This is a genomic window from Elusimicrobiota bacterium, assembly GCA_041658405.1.
Lineage (GTDB): Bacteria > Elusimicrobiota > UBA5214 > JBBAAG01 > JBBAAG01 > JBBAAG01.
Map to the genome: position 1 here is coordinate 1 of JBBAAG010000069.1, position 17,901 is coordinate 17,901.

The window sequence follows — 17,901 nt, forward strand, 5'->3', positions numbered from 1 at the left end:
TGCGTTTATGACAAACACGGGAAGCGGGTCAAGCGTATTAATCTCATCCCGTGCCTGGATATACCACTTATTAGCTATACTATCCGGGAAAAAAGCGTGGATATCCGGGTTCAGGACAAACGTGAACTCCGGTTCTTCTGAATACGCAGCCCCGCTGAATGTTAGTGTCAGTACAAAAAAACAAAAGAAGAGCAGTTTATGAACTGCCCTTCTTTTTAGTGTTGAGTTCCGCATTAGTGTTATAGCTTTACGCTCTTAAAATTCTTTAAGTACGGCTGGTTTTTCTTTAACATCTCGCCAACCATCTTACGTATTTCCGCTAACGACAATACCGCTGCGGTTAACGGGTCATAGGCTACTGAATGGAATGCCATCTCTGCATCACCCGTAAGCGCAGCTTCAACTGCCAGTTCTTCACTTGCGATACTGATATTATTCAACGCTGCGAGTTGCGGGGGTAATGCTCCTACGTGGATAGTATTAAACCCGCGTTTATTTGCCAGGACGGGTACTTCAACACAAACGTTTGGCGGTAAGTTCGTTATTATCCCGGTATTCGGAACATTACCGTTAAACTCAAACGGGTCACCGCCTTTGTATGCACTGATAATTGATGCTGCGTATTCATGCCCCCGTGCGAGATTCATTGGTGCACCTTTTGCAAACCAATCCTTCACCGTTTTTCTCCAGGTTTTCTCGCGAATAAGGTAGTGGTCCAGGATATACGCATGCTTCCCGGGGTTCCACCCGGTACCGGTAGTACAATATTTATTTATCAAATCTTTACGTTTACGGAACCACCAGCTGTACTCCGAATTATGCCCGCTGGATTCTGTTACATAATAACCTAACTGGAGAAACATTTCGTTACGCACCTGTTCGTGGTTAAGCAATTTTTTGTCGTTAAGTATAGCTTTACGGATTAACGGTATCGCATTTTTGCCGTTCCAGTTAAACTCAATAAACCATGATTGGTGGTTAATCCCCGCGCAAACATATGTTATCTCGTTATACGGCGCTTTTATCCAGGTAGCCAGCATCTTTGAGGTTCCCTGTACGCTATGGCATAAACCTGTTACTTTGATGGGCGTAGTTTTTTGCATTGCTCTGCAGAGCATTGCCATTGGGTTTGTGTAGTTCAGCATTATAGCGTTTGGCGCGTAGCGTTCAACATCCTTCGCAATGTCTACCATCACAGGTATTGTGCGTAAGGCCCTGAATATTCCCGCTACCCCGCGGGTATCGCCTACATTAATATCCACCCCGTACTTTTTGGGGATAAGAATATCGTGCTTCCAGATATTAACTCCGCCGTTAAGGATTGTGCAGACCACAGCATCCGCGCCTTTGATAGCTTCCTTACGGTCCATTGTAGCAACTACTTTAGCGGGGTACTTACCTTTGTCAACTATACTCTTAACCGCGCGATAGGCGAAGTCTAACCGTTCCTTATCGATATCCATAAGGTATAACGTTGCATCCGCAAGTAACGGATATGTTAATATATCCCGTACCAACCCGCGGGTGAACCCAAAACTTCCTGCACCGATGAACGTAATCTTTACCATCTTAGTTAAAACCCCTTTCAAAAAACATCCTGCTAAGTATTTTACAATATTATTTTGTTATAAATTTAACTTAGGTAATATGTTCGCGTGCTCAATCGCATCAACTAGTGTTACAAAATCAGTGCAGCCTTCCTTAAACGTGCTCTTAGGTTTCGTTCCGTTACGTATAGCACTATAAAAATCTTCAAGCTGCGCGGTATGCCCACCGTCATTCTCAATACTTTCCTCAGTACTAACACTCGCACTGGCGGGGGTTTTGATAACAATTTTGTTGCCGGTATTCTCAATCGTGCCGGTAGTACCGCTGATTATCAGTGTATGGTTGACATACCCTTTTGAACTGTAATATGAGTTCAGGACGCCATGCACACCAGTGGCGGTACTAAACATAAACGTCATGGTATCCATCTTACCGACCGCGGGGTTAATAGTTTTCACTACCGCCGTACCGTCTGTTATATCCCCGAATAATAAGCGTATCGCTGAAACATTATGCACACCGCCGTCGGTAAGGAAGCCGCCAACGTGTTTGTGGTTAAGCCTCCAACTCGTCTTTGCGTAACGGTTACTCCCGGGTGTTACATCCGACATACGGTTCCATAACACAGAGTACGGTATGCCGATAATGCCGGAATCAAGTATTTGTTTTATCCTCAGTATTACCTGGTGATACCTAAAATTTTCAGCTACCATCTTGACTAACGTTGGGTACTTACGCCCGAGGCTTACCATCTCAATAGCTTCCACCCGGGTTGAGGCGATAGGTTTCTCAACCAGTACATGCTTCCCCGCAGCAAGGGCGGTACGCGTAACAGGATAGTTTAGTTCTATAGGCAATGCTATGATCACAGCGTCAATATTGGGATTAACCAAAACATCACGGTAGTCTGTGCACAAGGTAACATCAGGCCCGCAGGCTGCGGCGTAGATCCTCGCTTTTTCTTGGGTATGGTTACACACCTGGGTGATACTGAATTTTGGTACTAACTTCTTAAGAGCGGGTAAATGAATATTAGTTGCGGAATTACCGCATCCAATCACTGCTAGTTTTACTGGTATATCCATAAACATTATTATTCTATAAAAGTCTTTAAAAAAATAACTACAAAAAAAACGGAGGGGGTGAGATTTGAACTCACGGTACAGGATTTCGCCCGTACAGCGGTTTAGCAAACCGCCGCCCTAGGCCACTAGGCGACCCCTCCGATAATCAGAAATTACTTTGGAAATTATACATTATTTAAATATATTTTGTCTCATGTTTTGTTTCATCTTTTACACTTCTTCTGTGTTCCCGAAATAATCAGGTATTTGAATATTTTGGTTATATATTATAAGATGTTTAACATGGATCAAAAACAACACGTTCAATACTGGATAAAAGCGCGGAGCATGATTATCAGGCGATGCTGTCTTTATACAAAACTAAACGTTATGACTGGTGTTTGTTTATCGGACACCTGGTGCTTGAAAAAATGTTGAAGGCTGTTTAGGTGAGAGATAATAACAACAATACACCGCCGAAAACCCATAATCTATTAAAGATTGCAGGAGAAACCAAGCTTGAACTGTCTGAAAGAATGAAAATAAATTTGCTTAACATAAACAATTTTAATTTGGAAACACGGTATCCGGATTATAAACTTGAGTTCTACAAAAAATGTAATAAACAGTTTGCGGATGAAAGTTTGAAAACTATTAAGGATATATTCAAATGGCTAAGAAAACAGATATAAAAATTATTGTACAGGAGTTCGTTGAACAGTTAAGTAAGGTTATTCATATTAAAGCTGTATATTTATTTGGATCATATGCCAACGGCAAACAAAACGAGTATAGCGATATTGACATTGCTATCATATCAAAAGATTTTTCTGGATTCCGGTATGATGACAGACAAAAAATTAATCCAGTGGTATTGCATACCAATATTAATATAGAAACGCATCCGATAACTATAAAAGAATTTAACAGTAAGAACCCGTTTATCAAAGAAATATTACGTACCGGAAAACGGATTGTATAGGCTATCTAGCTGTGTTATATGCAGATAGTTCAAATACACCGGAGTTTTTCAGCGAGTTTGACCTCACTCAGACAATATAGCAACTTCTTTTAACTCTTGTAAAGCCCCTCCTTTAGACATATGAAGCGCGGTGCCCGCGCTTAGTTAATATTGAACATGACATCATTATTGAAATATCAGTTGACAAGACCGATATTTCAATGTAGAATGTTTTTATGATTAATAGAAAAATAGAGTTATCAGCGATACTCCGGTTCTTAAAGTCTTATCCAGTAGTAGGCCTGATTGGAGCGCGGCAGGTAGGTAAAACTACAGTTGCGCGAATAATAGGTTCCCAATGGAAAGGGAAAGTATCTTACTTTGATGCTGAAAATCCTGAGGACCAAGCACGGCTGGCAGATCCTATGATTGCGTTAAAATCATTAACCGGCTTGGTCGTGATTGACGAGATACAAAGGCTTCCTCAAATATTTAGTGTATTGCGTGTTCTGGCAGATAGGCCGGGGAACAAAGTTAAATTCTTGGTTTTAGGCAGTGCATCGCCGGAACTTTTAAAACAAGGATCCGAGAGTCTTGCGGGTAGAATAAAATATTATGAGATCGGTGGTTTTAGGATTAATGATATTGAAATGAAGAATGTAGAACAGTTATGGTTCAGGGGAGGATTCCCGAAGTCGTATTTATCGCGAAGTTCTAAAGAAAGTTTTGAATGGCGGCAAAGTTTTATCAGTACATTTTTGGAAAGAGATATCCCGCAGCTTGGGATTAACATCAATTCGGTTACGCTAAGGCGTTTTTGGACTATGCTGGCAAATTATCACGGGCAGATATGGAATTCATCCGAGTTCGCACGGTCTTTTGGTGTGGCAGATACTACGGTACGAGGGTATTTAGACCGCCTGACATCAGCGCTTGTTGTCAGGCAATTATTGCCATGGCATGCGAACATTTCTAAACGTCAGGTTAAAATGCCAAAGATATATTTATCTGATAGCGGGCTTCTTCATACATTATTAAACTTAAGAACGATACAGGATGTTGAAGGTCATCCCAAACTCGGGGCTTCATGGGAAGGGTTTTTGTTAGATCAAGTCATCCGGCATATTGACGCGGACAAAAATGAATGTTATTTCTGGGCTACGCATGCCGGTGCGGAATTAGATCTGTTAATAGTGCGGGGAAGACAAAGGATCGGGTTTGAATTTAAAAGAGCTACTGCACCAAAAATTACGCCGTCCATGATTTCCGCGAAACAAGACTTAAAGCTTGACGAACTGACTGTTATTTTTTATGGAAACACTTCTTTCCCGCTGAAAGAAGGAATCCGTGCGGTTGGTGCTGAAAATATTATTGAAGATATTAAACCGCTTAAAGGTTAATGCGTGAATTTGTATTGAAAATAGACACGCTTTTAATATTAACCCGGTGTGTGTTTGAACTATCCGACGTTATAATATATATATACACCCCGCGCGTAGTTAATGCTGGCCCTTCGCGAAACTGAAGTTAATAAATTTTTCTAACAGCGGAGTTCTACGGATATAGTCTTTATCAGAAACATAATAATTATCAGCCTTACTTTGTTTTTCCAATAATCCAAAGTGGTATAAGGGGTTTACAATCCTGCTCATACCCACCCACACAAGCTTATCGCTCATATATGGCTTGGCAAGAAAGTCTTTATGTTTAATATTCAACCTTAATCCTTTAACTAATACAGTATTAACAAACTCTTCCGCATTCATCCAGTCCTTGCATTGCGTATGCGCAATGTATATGGGGAAACATATAAAGTGTTGTATCTCCGGGAATTGTTCTGCAAACCGGGTTAAATACGCTAGGTTGAACTTCAGGAAATAGGTTTCAAACAGTAAATAGTATAGTTCGCCAGGGGCGGTAGTGAGTATAGATTTACCTTTTTGAGTGAGTAAAAAAAACTTGCCTCGTTTTGTAACTAATTCAGCAAGGGTAAGGATTATCCGTATTTGGTGCAGCCAAAAGAATTCTAATTCATTAATTGTTTTACAAAACTTCCTGAGGATAGTTGTGTCGTAGTTCACTACATCCATTGCTTTATGAACAAAATCACGGGTTAAATTCCCGGTGGCAGTTGTTTTCACTGGTGAACATTCCTGGAATAAGGAAATGATTTTCTTGCAATCTTGATAAAAAATTGCGGTGCTAAGTTCGGGGCCCGATATGTTTTTATTAAACACAACCGGTGAGTCCGGTGTGTTAAACGAGTTATAAATAAGTTTGCCCATCTGTATTGGCGATAACCCGCCTAGGTCGGTAACCGGTGTTGAGTTATAGTTTTCGTTGTAATTCCTAAAAAAATCTTCCGCTTCTTTTAAAGTGGCAAACTGTTTATGTTTCAGTAATTCTTTTAAATCTTCAAACATTAATTTATACCGTTAACACCATTTCTGCTGTCCTATATACCTAATAAACCATACCAGTATTATATAAAAAAAATGGGTGAAAGGTATTTTCATGGTTCTCCTGCGTATATATCATCAGAAGCGTAACAAAACGCAGGGTTTAAGAAAAAGGAAGGGAAAAGTTAAGGTTTATGGTTACAGAAACAAAAACAGTGTTAGAATCGTTTTTATCAACGTTAACTGTTCTGCCAGGTATGGACTACCAAAAAGTGGAACTATACCCGTTATCAACCGGCACGCGGCACTCTAGGGGTGTTGAATACCAAAGCGCGGATGCTGCGTTGAAACACGGCGTTGCGGAGATCACGGAAATCGATGCGGGCGGGCACGTACCGGAATTACGGTTTGTCAACCGCGGGAATAGTAAGGTGTTCATCATAGACGGGCAGGAACTCCGGGGTGCGAAGCAAAACCGTAATAATGCGGTACCCCGAAGGTACCGGTGCAAACGGTGTGGCGGTGGTTATCAACGGTAAGGTTGCGTGTATTGATATCACAGCGTAGATCCCGGAAAAACGTTGACTTACCGCTCTATAGGTATTGGTGAAAATGTTAGGTACGAAGATCAAACCGTTGTTGGCGCGGGCTTAGTGGTGGATAGTACCGTCATCCATTTTTCTGTGTTCCCGAAATAGTTTATCATTGAATATTAACCTGGGGTGTTGTAAAATATTGTCGTGATAAAAAATAAAAAGATAGTAAAGAAAAAGGATAGTTGAATGGATAAAAATATATTCAAGAAAGAACTTACTAAAATAGTAGAAATAACCAAAGAATATGGCGCGAAATCTGTAATATTGTTTGGCTCCTGTGTAGAAAACGTTGAAACCGCGCGGGATATAGATGTTGCAGTTAAAGGTGTAAAACCAAGGCTGTTTTTTGAGATGTATGGCAAAATATTGGATGTTATTGACAGTGAAATAGATTTAGTACCGTTGGAAAATGCCCGAAAACATTTCGCTCAAAATATTATTGGAACAGGACAATGGGTCTATGGCAAAAAATAATGTGCGGTTGAAATCTGATATAAAAGCTGAGATTAAATTGATTGAACAAGTCGTAGAATATCTGGTGTCAATGAAAAACAAAACAGGGTTGAATAGTTTAAACGACACACAAAAAGCGGCGATAGGAACGTATTTAATGAATTTTTATAATGGTATTGAAAACATACTTAAACGTATAAGCAAAGAGTATTACAAAACGATGCCTAAAGGGGAAAGCTGGCATAAGGAGTTGTTGGAATTGTCAGCAAGTCCTTCAGAAGGTAAGGTTGCAGTGTTGAATGCGGAGATTGTTAAGGGTTTAAATCCTTATCGAGGTTTCAGGCATTTTTTTGTTAGCGGGTACGGATTTAAATTGGATGTTGAGCTATTGGCACCGTTGATAACTAACATTGAACCCCTTTGGAATGAAATCAAAAAAGCGTTATCGAAATTTATTGAAAGCATATAAAAATATTTTCCGGCCTTTAGGTTTCCTTGTTTTTTACTAGAGATTGTAACTTCTCATCTCCTCCTCGCGTATATATCTAGTGACAGAACAAAAATGTTTTAGGAGGAAGGGTATGCCACACACAGCGTTAACAAAAGAAGAACAGTTTGGCCGGTTAGAACAAGAATTGTTCGCTCGTGCGGTACCGTTGATATCATACGCCGAGGAGTACCCGCGCAATCTGCGACTCCGGACGGACAACCGTACAGAAAGCGCGGTTACGCAGGAACAAACGTTTGATGATAAAAACCGGAAGTTGAACTTAAACAAAAAAGTGGCTATAATATAGAGTATGAAACACGTATATAAATTCAAAACTTTTGCCGAACATAACGCGTATGTGTTGTCAGAACAAGTTAATACCAAGTTTGACTACAAACGCGCGGTAAAGTTTTTTAAACAGTTCGGGATAAAGCGCAAGTGTCCATACCCGCCCGGGGTGTACAAGTTTAAAACATTTGCTGCTGCGCGGAAGTTTGACCTCAAAATGCGGGTTTTAAACAGTAAGATATGATTCTAAACCGCTTACGAACGCACTGCGTTCGTAATTGAACTGAAAAGTGGAATAACCTCAAAAACTGATCCAGCCTAACAATAACCTGCAACTTTTCATGGTTCCCCTACGTATATATCATCAGAAGCGCAAAAAATCGATAGGTATCGGCAAAAATGTCAGGTACGAAGATCAAACCGTAGTTGGTGCGGGCTTAGTGGTGGATAATACCGTCATCCATTTTTCTGTGTTCCCGAAATAATCCGGTCAATTGACCTACCGTGGGAAACAAAGTATAATATTGGTGTTGTCATTGATAAAAAAGCGTAGGAGTTGTATGAGAAATACTTGGGTTGTAGGTAGTGTACACAAAACTGATGCGCATAAAGGGTTTATAACTCCTAAAACTTTCGCGGATGTTTTAGATAGCTACTACTACACGATGTACGACTATCATGTCAACATCATGCATCGCGACCCTCAGGCTATGAAGATTGACAGGGCTGTTTATGGTAAAAGAAAAATTGTTTCACAAAAAGTTTTATAAACGCAGTAAAGATATTGCCGACCTGGACCTTCTCATAAAAACAAAAAAACAAGCTAGTCGCTGCAAAAATTAACCTCTGAGCAAGCACACGGGATAGCCAGAATAGCTCGTCCAGCATCATAGTGTAAAATAACCTCCAAAAATTGCCCGGTTTAACATTGAATAATTTCTTCGGGGTATGTATAATAACTTAGACGGTAAATATAAGTAAGTGAAAGGTCATTATTGGATGTTAGGGATGAGGTGAATCAGTAGGTTAATTTACAGAATATTGTAATAGTTTGAAATTAACAGAAAACTTGACTTAAAATACTAATACAATTGGAGGTTAGTATGAACCAACAAACAGGAAGATTCAGGCACTTGTCGACATGTTTATCAACAGAGAATTGTTGTTGCCAGAAATGCAAAGAAAATATGTGTGGAGAGATAAACAAGTAAGAGATTTGATAGACTCACACAAATAATTCAATGGCATACAGGAAAAGTTGAAAATATTTAGTTATAAAAAATGTTTGGTGTTTATTCAATATGTATCATAGAAGGATAGAACATGGCAGAAATTGAACTGTGAATTTGCATCCAGTTTTGACCCAAGTTTGTATTGAACGTTTACCCAAAAAAAACGCCGTAGTTTCTATAAGCATCCGCACCGCCGAATATCGCGGCAGTACCCCAGATCGCGCCGGCAGTAATAAAATGCCCAACGGCTAGCCCTATAAACAACGGTATTAATTTACGGTAGAGATTAACCCCGCCGATACGCAGGATCAGTAGTTTTAGTAGCCAGACCAAAAAAAATGGGCCCCAGAGTATACGCCCATACGCACCTGCCATTGCGTATCCCAAGGGGTTCAACGGTAACCCCACAATAAACGTGCGAAGTTGGATCATCACAGTTGTCACAGCAAAACCAAAGACGGTATACGCTGTTTTTGTTAGGTTAGGTTGTACGGGATTTAGCATAGCAGCGGAGGCTGTATTGTATTCTTTTAACGCTAAGGTAACACGGTACCCGCCGGTAGAAGTGCCGCCTTCAAGTAAGTTACAGCCGTACTTATAGTACGATATTAAATGCAGGCAGTAGGAAACTATTAACCCTACAGCCACAGCGATTATGAGTAATACCGCTACCCTGCGTTTATTGGTTTTAACTTCATCCGCGAGTTTGAATGCTTCCATCTGATTAGCAGCGAGTGCGTGGAAGTACGCGTCCTCCCCACCGATAAAACGCATTACCGATAGTAATGTCAGGTTCGCGAAGTTGCCGCCTACCGAGAATATGCCCGTACCAAATGCGTTGTACATAAACGTTTGCCCACCGGCATTGAACGGGTACAATAACATCATTGGTGTCCCGACTTCCGCACGGATACGCGTGTATACCAGTGCTGTGATATACATTAGGAAGAGTAGTAGTATACTTACCCATAACGACATCCCGGCAAGTGTTAAGTATGCTATTAAGAATAGCGTCCCGCCAAGGATACCGAATACCGCTACTTTATAAGGTAAGGGTTCATCCGTATCGTCAATACCGGGGTCATTGAAGAAGGCTTTCCGTACGGCAGTAAGGATATGTTTTCTCGCGGTCCAGGTTAAGAATAATCCTAATGCGAGGTATACCCCAAAACTTTGTTCTTGTTCAAACGGGAACCCCGGGATTTTGTAGCCCGCGACGTTAGCAAATACTGTACTGATTTTGAATAATAAATAAAATAGCCAAATTGAGAATGATACTTCTAACGATACAAGGTAGCCTAGCCCGATGAGTTCCGGGCGGTAAAATAAATTTAATGGGCGGATAGAGCTAAACGGCGCTTCGGTAAAGTACTTCCCGATATCCAGTGACGTTCCCATCGCGGGGAAGTCTGGATTAAACGCGTTAAGTATATTCGCAGCGTTATACATAAACGCAAGCCCGAACCCGATCCACATAACGGGATTCTTGAAGAACGGTACTTTATCACCGAGTTTACTATCCTCTGTGATCTCCAGCGGGAGGTATAGTAATGGAAAGGTTAAGTGTTCTTTCTCCACCCATTGTTTACGGAATAACACGAGGATACACATTAGTGTGAACCATAAAATTACTAAAAACAGTGTCCACATGAGTAACGGTACGGCCCAGTTTAGCCACGGGACAACGTTATTAACCGCGCCTTCGTACATTGCACGTATGGTTTCGTTATCCTTTGGGACAAGCCAGTCCGGGATATATTTTTGTAATACCTCAAACTTATTTTCAGGTGTATTGAAGTAAAACAAGGCGGTGAGTAACGGGAATAAACGCCTTACCACCCCGACGGACATCATGGGGACCGCAACCGCGAGGAATATGTAGATAAAGACGATCTCACTGCGGGTAAGCGCGTACTTCTTCGCGAAACGGTTAACCAAAAAGTTTATCCCTGTGAGTAATAACAAAAAGGCAAGTGCAGGGATCGCAGGGACACTTTCTGAGATCTGGCATGTTTGGAAGATGAGTTCGGTTAATTGTACCCACACAGCACTTAGGAGTGTAAGTACACCCGCAATTGCGTAAACTTTCCAGGTAATTCCTTTATTAGTGTTATCCATAAATCTTATTTCAGTACCTTTTTGGATTATTATACTTAAAAACACAGGTTATTCATATATTAATATGTAAACTTAGTATTACAGTTATGTGTGTAGGTATGTGCAATTGTGGTACGGGTTGGGATTATGACATATTTGCTGTAGTATAGAAATATGAAGCCTTTCTGGCAAAGACGTTGCAATATATTATAAATTGAAGTATCTTAAGTTTATACGAGGTAATTTTTAAATGAAAAAACTTTTTTATGTGTTTAACATTAGCTTATTTGTATTGTCAAGTTTTGGGATGCGCGTTTTTGCGGAGAGTAAGATTCTGGATTCCGATAAAACCGGGGTGTTTACTCAAAACATTGATGTGTATGATAGTTATAACAACCCAATGTTTTCACCGGATAATAGTAAGGTGTTATTCTCCGGGAGTAATTATGATGAGGTGTATTTCTATAACTTCAACAATGCTGAGATTACAAAGATTACCTCCGGGAAAAGTAGCGGGTATAAGTATAACTGGTCAGCGGATAGTAAGTATATCGGGTGTAAGTTATTAATCGAAAAAGCTGGGGATGAAGGGTTCCTGCAGACACCGGTGGTGTATAATACTGTTACACAACAAACTATTGCGTTGAGTGAACCCGTGTTATTAGCCGGGATACCGTCATTCTCGCAAAGCGGGAAGGTCGCATTTACTATCGATAAGGAAATTGTTGTGTTAGACGAATCTTACCGCGAGATCAAGAGGGTTTCGATCCCTACATACGTTAACATTACGCCAATTTCACCCGATGGGACACACGTGCTTTATAATGATTATGAAGAGCAAATATGGATGGTGAACATTAATACTCTTGAGAGAATACAGCTTACAAACAACGCGGATAATGCGTTTTTCTCGCCTGCCTGGTCACCCGACGGGACAAAGGTGTTGGTTAATTCAGTAGCCGGGAAAATTTTTGTTATTGATTTACAGGCATCTAATGTCGCGGAGATTGATAGCGGGCGTAATCCGTCATGGTATAACGATAGTAAACATGTGTTTTATCATAAGATTGAGAGTAATGAAGTTGAGGTTTTACGCGCAAGTTTGAACGTTGCACGGTATGATGGGGCTAATAAAACACAGTTTTCTGCCGGTAAGTTTGTGGGTGACTGCGCAGTATCTTCCGATGGCAAGATGATTCTTTATAAGGATTTTGAGAAAAAAAGTTTTGTTCAGGCACCGATTGAGGCACTTAATGTAAGCAATACGCAGGTGAGGTTCGCATTGGGTAATGCTCAGCAAATCGGGATGGGGATACCTAAACTCGCTGTGATTGACGGTGAGATACAGGCTAGGTATAAGGATGCGATTACGCGGTTATCCCCGGGAATAGCTGCGTCTAAGACTATTGTTAAGATCAGCGGTGTGCCGTATATTAACCAGGGATATGATACCGTTAATTCGTTTAACGGATGGTCGGCATGTAATGCTACCTCCGCTCTTATGGTTATCGGGTACAGAAAAATTCTTCCCTACCACGATGTGACAGTTACTAAATGGAATACTCATACATCGCATTACGGGTGGTATGTTTCAACAAAGTATACCTGGAAAGGGTATACTTTTGATTCGTATGCCTGCGGGAGTAATAGTTGCGGGTACGGCGGGTTCGGGTATATCTGCAGAAATAACTGGGCGGATACTAAAGGGTATATGCGCGATTACCTGAAGAAACACGGGTTCGCTACTTCAATCGTTGACTGGAGCACGTCGTGGTCAAAGCTTGTGAGTGAGTGTAAAGCAAAGAATCCGTTTGTTATATTGAACAGTATAACCAGTGCCGGGCATTATATCGTTGCAATCGGGTATTTTGATAACCAGCATACAGCTGTGTTCAACGATCCTGCGGGTAACCGGAATAAAGGTACTTATGGTTCACAGTATGACGGGACAAATGCGTATTATGATTATCCCGGGTATAGTAATGGTTATAAAAACCTGGTTACCGCGCATTGTTTTATTTATGGCAGAGGGTATGTTTCTGCAACCGCGCCGGGTGTGCCATCAACTTTTTCTGTGGACTACAATGAATCAGGGTATGCAACGTTATTGAAGTGGGCAGCGGTATCCGGCGCTACGGCGTATAAGGTTGGGCGCCGTCCGTCAGGCGGAACATGGACATACTGGGATAATCTTACGACTGCTAATGCTACGGGTATCGGGTGGCCGGCTATGTATCATACTCACGGTGCTGGGAAGTACGATTTTGCGGTACAGGCAAAGAATACAGTGGGTTCTTCCGCGTGGAAGTATGTCAACGCAGTTGTTGTGCCGGATCAGGTTATTCCCGCAACACCGTCGGGATTAACCGCAGTGTCGGTTAGTGCAAGCCAGATAAAAATTTCGTGGGCCGCAGTCACGGGTGCAAGCGGATACACGGTCTACTGTTCTTCAACCAAAGCTGAGGTTGAGGATAAGTGCTACAAAAAAACACCGGTGGGTGATGGGCAAACATGGTCGGGGTTAGCGTATATTACTGACGGGGATAGGTCAAATACTACATACGCAAGTGCGCCGGTTGCGGCACAGGCGAATGTGTGGGTAACACTTTCACCGGCGGTGGAACTGCATAAGTATAGTTTTCGTTTCTTTGACGGGGATAATAGGATATACGAAAATGTTTTCGCACGGTGGTATGATACCGCCGGGGCGTATCATAACCCGCATGGCTGGCGTGCGTACCGCACAGGCGGGGCGTACCGTCTAAGCGCAACTACGGATGTTAAATGCACAAAATTAGGATTATCTTTTGCTTCCGGTATGGGGAATACTACGAATGCGCAAAACCATGTTACCGTGATGGAAGCACATGGAGGATACCTCGCAAAAACTACGGTAACTACGTATACTGCCTCCGGGTTAAAAGCCGGGACAGCGTATTATTTCCGTGTAGACGCGTATAAGTCAGTCTCACCGGAAACATTGTCTTATTCCTCAGTTATTGTTGCAACAAATACGCTTGGTTCAGCGGATACTATAGCTCCTGCGGTGCCTACACTTGTATCCCCAGCTAACGCTGCGAGTTTAGCGAGCAGCGTGCCTGTGTTTGACTGGTCTGATGTAACAGATCCTTCCGGGGTTAAGTATAAATTGCAGGTAGATAATAATCCTGATTTCACGTCATTGGTTATTAACCAGGGAACATTGACGGCTTCTACGTATTCACCAACTGCTGGTTTGGCTAATGGTACCTATTACTGGCGTGTAGCCGCATATGATAATACAGGGAATTCGAGTTCATGGAGTGCAGCACGGAGTGTTGCTCTGAACGTTACGGGTACGGATACTACGCCACCGACTAATCCTACAAGTATTCAGGCATGGGCGAGTGATACTAAAACAACGGTTATCGCAAATGATACCTGGCAGAAAGTTGATGCCGGGCCGTATTTTGAGTTCACCGGTGCGAATGATGCAGGGACCGGTGTCAGCGGGTACGCAGTGTACTGGGGTACGAGTTCTGCGGGTGATCCCGGGAATGTTCAAACTATTGTTAACCAGGCGCCGGTAAAGTATTTTGCAATGCCTGCCGTTGCGGAGAAGCCGTGTTACCTGCGTGTAAAAACACGGGATAATGCAGGGAATTGGTCAGAGGCTGTGACTTTGTTTACCCTTAAGTACGACAATATACCGCCATTAGTGCCGTCACTTATATACCCGGCAAACGCAGCATTGTTCACTGTGAGTCAGGTAAGTTTTACCTGTAGTGCTGTGAGTGACCCGTCAGGGTGTACGTATATGCTGCAGATAGATAATGCTGTGGGGTTCACTTCACCCGAAGTTTCTGTGTTAACCTTAACAGCAGCGGAGATTGTTAATACAAAATATCAGCCGTCATATGCGTTTACGGAAGGAACTTATTACTGGCGTGTTGGTACAAAAGACGGGGTGGGGAATACAGGGAACTGGTCTACTGCACGCGCGTTTTATATTGATACCGCCGGGCCACAGCCGATTACGTCCTTAACCGCGACACTGGAAAGCGGGGGGGATATCAAACTTTCATGGGCTTCTGCGCGTGATACTGTGGGACAGATAAGCGGGTATAAGGTCTACCGTTCGGAAGTAATGACAAGTGTTGGGATACAGATTAATACCGGGAATGAAAGCGCGGTGGCAGGGTATATTGATGCGGGGACGGGGTTAACGGAGGATAAGACGTATTATTATGTCGTTATGCCCGTGGATAATCTCGGGAATGTTACTCAAGCAGGGAATAATCAGGTGAGTATTCTCTGTAAAAAAGTTGGGGTGTCATTATCCGAGATTGCAGCAGTACCACCGGTGTTCTCACCGAATAATGACGGGTTAAAGGATGCGGTGACGATATATTATACGTTAAGCCCTGCGGGGAATGTTACGATTAAGGTTATGGATTATGAGAATACAGTTGTCCGTACAATCATTGAGAACCAGGCACGGACGGCTGGGAAGAATTATGAGGTCTGGGCCGGGCTGGATGATACTAACGATCCTATCATCAACAGCAGTAGGTATTTTGTTAGGATAACTGCTGTGGATACAGATGCTAATGTATCAACCCCAAGGGATGTTGAGGTTGAGATTGATGTCACACCTCCGGAAGTTAGTTCGTTCACGGTAACTAATTCCGCGATTTCACCAAATAATGATGGTGCGTATGATTCTACGGTGGTGATGTACGCAATATCCGAAACTGCGAAGGTTACAATATCGGTAAAGAATGATTCGGGTGTTGTTGTGAAGACAATAGTCAGTGATGTTATACGTACCGCCGGGAGGAATAGTGAAACCTGGGATGGCAGGAATGATAGTGATGAAGTTGTTCCCGATGGGAAGTATAGCGTTGTATTCTCCGCGGTGGATGACTGCGGGAATATCTGTGAGGAAGAAGTGATTGAGGTTGTTGTGGATGTTACCTCCGGATGGATTATCGGGTATGTTTATAACGAAACTACGGGCTATGGTAATGTTGCGGAGAATCGTGTGGGTAATGCGGTCTTGAGTTTGAATACTTCTATAAATACAAGTTCGTCAAGTGAACCTGAGAAAAAAGGGTTGTACGGGTTTTATGCTCTCGCTGAGGGTGAGTATGAGATGATGGTTTCTGCCAGAGGGTATCAGTCAAAGACGGTTAATGTTACAGTTGAAGCCGGGAAGATTAAGTGGAATAGTATAGGGTTGGTGTATGTCGGGAAGATTGATAATGTGCCGCCTGTTATAGAACATACGCCGTATAGTTATATTGGCCTTGTGGGGAATAAGGTTAAGATAATAGCAAGCGTAGTGGATGATGTTATAGTTGATACTGTAAAGATTGTGTATAAATTTGTGTATGTTGACAATACAGCGTCTGAGGAGAAGGAACGCACGTTTGTGTCGTTTGATACTATTTATACAGTTGATATCCCGGCGGATGAGTTTACGTCCGCAATCGCTAGTGTGCAGTACCAGATCTTTGCACAGGATGGTGATGGTAATGAAACCGTGAGCCCGAGTTCCGGGCAGTATTATGAAGTTACGCGGCGGAGTAGTGTAGAGAAAACCGTTGCCGCTACAGGCGGGAGGGTGTCAATCGCTGATGGTAATCCTGATGACGGTGAGATGGCAGTACAGTTACCCTCGGGGGTTAGTGATACAAGTTTTACCATAAAAATTATGCAGAAAGATGTTACTGCGCTGCCTATGGTAAAGAATAGTGATATTATCACTAAAGGCGCGGTATTACCGGTTGCGGCGTATGAGATTGATATGAACCAAAAAACGTTGGCCTCACCCGCAGAGCTTACGCTTATATACTTTGATGTTGATGACGACGGGATTGTTGATGGTACGGATATTGATGAGGCTAAGTTACAGATATTCTGGTATGACGGTGATGATTGGCGGTATGTCGGCGGGGTGGTTAATCCCTCAAAAAATACGGTTACTGTAAAAGTTGGGCATTTTTCGTTATACGGAATATTTCCTGCGGTAAGCCTTTCCGGGAATGCGGAACAGTATAAACCTAAGGAAAAAATTATTACACCGAATAATGACGGGAGTAATGATTTTGCGTGTTTCAACGGGATACATAATTACTGGCTGTCACAGAGTATTCAGGGTACAACCGAAGGTAACTGGGTTAAGGTGTATGACCTTCAGAATAAGTTAGTGAGGACCGTTGAGTCAATTGATGTATGGGATGGCCGTGATATGGATGGTAACTTCGTGGAAAACGGGATTTATATTTACCAGTTCGTTATCGGCGATAAAACTGTTGCGGGAACGATTATCGTAGCGAAATAATTTATGGTTGATAATAAAGAAGTTGATAGTACAAAACAAAATACAGTAGAAGCCGGTGCGGGGGCTCAGCATCTTGATGAATTACGGGATGATAACGAAAACCGTAGGATGCTGCTTTGGCAAACCCTTGCTTCCTCAAATAATTCGCCGATGCAGTTACGGTGCCGCGCTATACGTTCCCTCGCGGAAAACGGGGGGATTAAGGCGACACCGTTCTTATTACGCCTGATGGACTCACCGGAGAACCAGGTAGCTGCTACCGCCGCTGCTGAGATCGGGAAACTTAATGACGCGTCTGTGATGGAAGAACTTCTGAGGATTGCGTATGAAGATACTTTTTTGGATGCGCGGAGGAGCGCTATACGTTCACTCGGGATGATTGATCATCCGCGTACAGTGACGGCGTTGACTGAACTTCTTAAGGATAAAGAGGATGAGATACGTATAA

The 17,901-nt window shown here is 42.4% G+C and carries 15 protein-coding genes, 1 tRNA gene and 1 pseudogene; 11 read left to right on the plus strand and 6 right to left on the minus strand.

Annotated elements, in window-relative coordinates; translation table 11 throughout:
• The 4 genes from WC955_10570 to WC955_10585 form a co-directional block, all read right to left on the minus strand.
• Window positions 1-234, minus strand: a 234-nt coding sequence (locus tag WC955_10570; protein ID MFA5859492.1) for a hypothetical protein, incomplete at its 3' end; no start/stop codon positions are given.
• A 5-nt stretch (window positions 235-239) separates the two neighbouring features.
• Window positions 240-1,568, minus strand: coding sequence for an alpha-galactosidase (gene melA / locus WC955_10575; protein MFA5859493.1), 1,329 nt, complete (start codon window positions 1,566-1,568; stop codon window positions 240-242).
• 57 nt (window positions 1,569-1,625) lie between these two features.
• Window positions 1,626-2,633 (minus strand): Gfo/Idh/MocA family oxidoreductase, encoded by a 1,008-nt coding sequence (locus WC955_10580; GenBank protein MFA5859494.1) that lies wholly within the window; start codon window positions 2,631-2,633, stop codon window positions 1,626-1,628.
• A gap of 49 nt (window positions 2,634-2,682) precedes the next feature.
• A tRNA-Ser gene (locus WC955_10585) sits at window positions 2,683-2,773 on the minus strand.
• Window positions 2,774-2,974: 201 nt separating this feature from the next.
• Here WC955_10585 and WC955_10590 point away from each other — a divergent pair.
• From WC955_10590 to WC955_10600, 3 genes and pseudogenes are all read left to right on the plus strand, one after another.
• Window positions 2,975-3,304, plus strand: a pseudogene (locus tag WC955_10590) (HEPN domain-containing protein).
• A complete protein-coding gene (locus tag WC955_10595) occupies window positions 3,283-3,594 on the plus strand; it encodes a nucleotidyltransferase domain-containing protein (protein MFA5859495.1) in 312 nt (103 codons plus the stop codon). The pseudogene WC955_10590 and the gene WC955_10595 overlap by 22 nt, the downstream one beginning before the upstream one ends.
• 215 nt (window positions 3,595-3,809) lie before the next feature.
• Window positions 3,810-4,973 carry an ATP-binding protein gene (locus WC955_10600; GenBank protein MFA5859496.1) on the plus strand — a complete coding sequence of 388 codons (1,164 nt, stop codon included), beginning with the start codon at window positions 3,810-3,812 and terminating at the stop codon, window positions 4,971-4,973.
• A 99-nt stretch (window positions 4,974-5,072) separates the two neighbouring features.
• Here the strand turns inward: WC955_10600 and WC955_10605 are convergent, their stop codons facing one another.
• Complete coding sequence (locus WC955_10605; GenBank protein MFA5859497.1) at window positions 5,073-5,996, minus strand: hypothetical protein; 924 nt, start codon at window positions 5,994-5,996, stop codon at window positions 5,073-5,075.
• Between the two features lie 170 nt (window positions 5,997-6,166).
• On the opposite strand from WC955_10605, the gene WC955_10610 reads away from it, so the two are divergent.
• The 6 genes from WC955_10610 (at window position 6,167) to WC955_10635 (ending at window position 8,569) form a co-directional block, all read left to right on the plus strand.
• On the plus strand, window positions 6,167-6,511 hold the full coding sequence (locus WC955_10610; protein MFA5859498.1) for a DUF6569 family protein: 345 nt from the start codon (window positions 6,167-6,169) through the stop codon (window positions 6,509-6,511).
• Between the two features lie 243 nt (window positions 6,512-6,754).
• Window positions 6,755-7,042: a nucleotidyltransferase domain-containing protein gene (locus WC955_10615; protein MFA5859499.1), complete on the plus strand. Its 288-nt coding sequence runs from the start codon at window positions 6,755-6,757 to the stop codon at window positions 7,040-7,042.
• Window positions 7,029-7,490, plus strand: coding sequence for a hypothetical protein (locus WC955_10620; GenBank protein ID MFA5859500.1), 462 nt, complete (start codon window positions 7,029-7,031; stop codon window positions 7,488-7,490). The genes WC955_10615 and WC955_10620 overlap by 14 nt, the downstream gene beginning before the upstream one ends.
• A 112-nt stretch (window positions 7,491-7,602) precedes the next feature.
• Entirely contained in the window at window positions 7,603-7,818 is a 216-nt protein-coding gene (locus WC955_10625) for a hypothetical protein (protein ID MFA5859501.1), read from the plus strand.
• 3 nt (window positions 7,819-7,821) lie between these two features.
• Window positions 7,822-8,043, plus strand: coding sequence for a hypothetical protein (locus tag WC955_10630; protein MFA5859502.1), 222 nt, complete (start codon window positions 7,822-7,824; stop codon window positions 8,041-8,043).
• A gap of 316 nt (window positions 8,044-8,359) precedes the next feature.
• Entirely contained in the window at window positions 8,360-8,569 is a 210-nt protein-coding gene (locus WC955_10635; GenBank protein MFA5859503.1) for a hypothetical protein, read from the plus strand.
• Window positions 8,570-9,181: 612 nt separating this feature from the next.
• Here the strand turns inward: WC955_10635 and WC955_10640 are convergent.
• Entirely contained in the window at window positions 9,182-11,149 is a 1,968-nt protein-coding gene (locus WC955_10640; GenBank protein MFA5859504.1) for a DUF6785 family protein, read from the minus strand.
• Window positions 11,150-11,378: 229 nt separating this feature from the next.
• Here WC955_10640 and WC955_10645 point away from each other — a divergent pair, with 229 nt between their 5' ends.
• Together WC955_10645 and WC955_10650 are read left to right on the plus strand one after the other, a co-directional pair.
• Window positions 11,379-17,453, plus strand: a complete 6,075-nt coding sequence (locus WC955_10645) for a FlgD immunoglobulin-like domain containing protein (protein ID MFA5859505.1) — start codon at window positions 11,379-11,381, stop codon at window positions 17,451-17,453.
• A gap of 3 nt (window positions 17,454-17,456) precedes the next feature.
• On the plus strand, window positions 17,457-17,901 hold a 445-nt coding region (locus tag WC955_10650; GenBank protein ID MFA5859506.1), incomplete at its 3' end, for a HEAT repeat domain-containing protein.

Excerpts from the sequence above, each read along its gene's own strand:
- WC955_10605 (MFA5859497.1), bottom strand. The coding sequence starts at position 5,996 with ATGTTTGAAGATTTAAAAGAATTACTGAAACATAAACAGTTTGCCACT.
- WC955_10600 (MFA5859496.1), top strand. The coding sequence starts at position 3,810 with ATGATTAATAGAAAAATAGAGTTATCAGCGATACTCCGGTTCTTAAAG.
- WC955_10645 (MFA5859505.1), top strand. The coding sequence starts at position 11,379 with ATGAAAAAACTTTTTTATGTGTTTAACATTAGCTTATTTGTATTGTCA.
- WC955_10610 (MFA5859498.1), top strand. The coding sequence starts at position 6,167 with ATGGTTACAGAAACAAAAACAGTGTTAGAATCGTTTTTATCAACGTTA.
- WC955_10595 (MFA5859495.1), top strand. The coding sequence starts at position 3,283 with ATGGCTAAGAAAACAGATATAAAAATTATTGTACAGGAGTTCGTTGAA.
- melA (MFA5859493.1), bottom strand. The coding sequence starts at position 1,568 with ATGGTAAAGATTACGTTCATCGGTGCAGGAAGTTTTGGGTTCACCCGC.
- WC955_10640 (MFA5859504.1), bottom strand. The coding sequence starts at position 11,149 with ATGGATAACACTAATAAAGGAATTACCTGGAAAGTTTACGCAATTGCG.
- WC955_10625 (MFA5859501.1), top strand. The coding sequence starts at position 7,603 with ATGCCACACACAGCGTTAACAAAAGAAGAACAGTTTGGCCGGTTAGAA.
- WC955_10580 (MFA5859494.1), bottom strand. The coding sequence starts at position 2,633 with ATGGATATACCAGTAAAACTAGCAGTGATTGGATGCGGTAATTCCGCA.
- WC955_10620 (MFA5859500.1), top strand. The coding sequence starts at position 7,029 with ATGGCAAAAAATAATGTGCGGTTGAAATCTGATATAAAAGCTGAGATT.
- WC955_10615 (MFA5859499.1), top strand. The coding sequence starts at position 6,755 with ATGGATAAAAATATATTCAAGAAAGAACTTACTAAAATAGTAGAAATA.
- WC955_10630 (MFA5859502.1), top strand. The coding sequence starts at position 7,822 with ATGAAACACGTATATAAATTCAAAACTTTTGCCGAACATAACGCGTAT.
- WC955_10635 (MFA5859503.1), top strand. The coding sequence starts at position 8,360 with ATGAGAAATACTTGGGTTGTAGGTAGTGTACACAAAACTGATGCGCAT.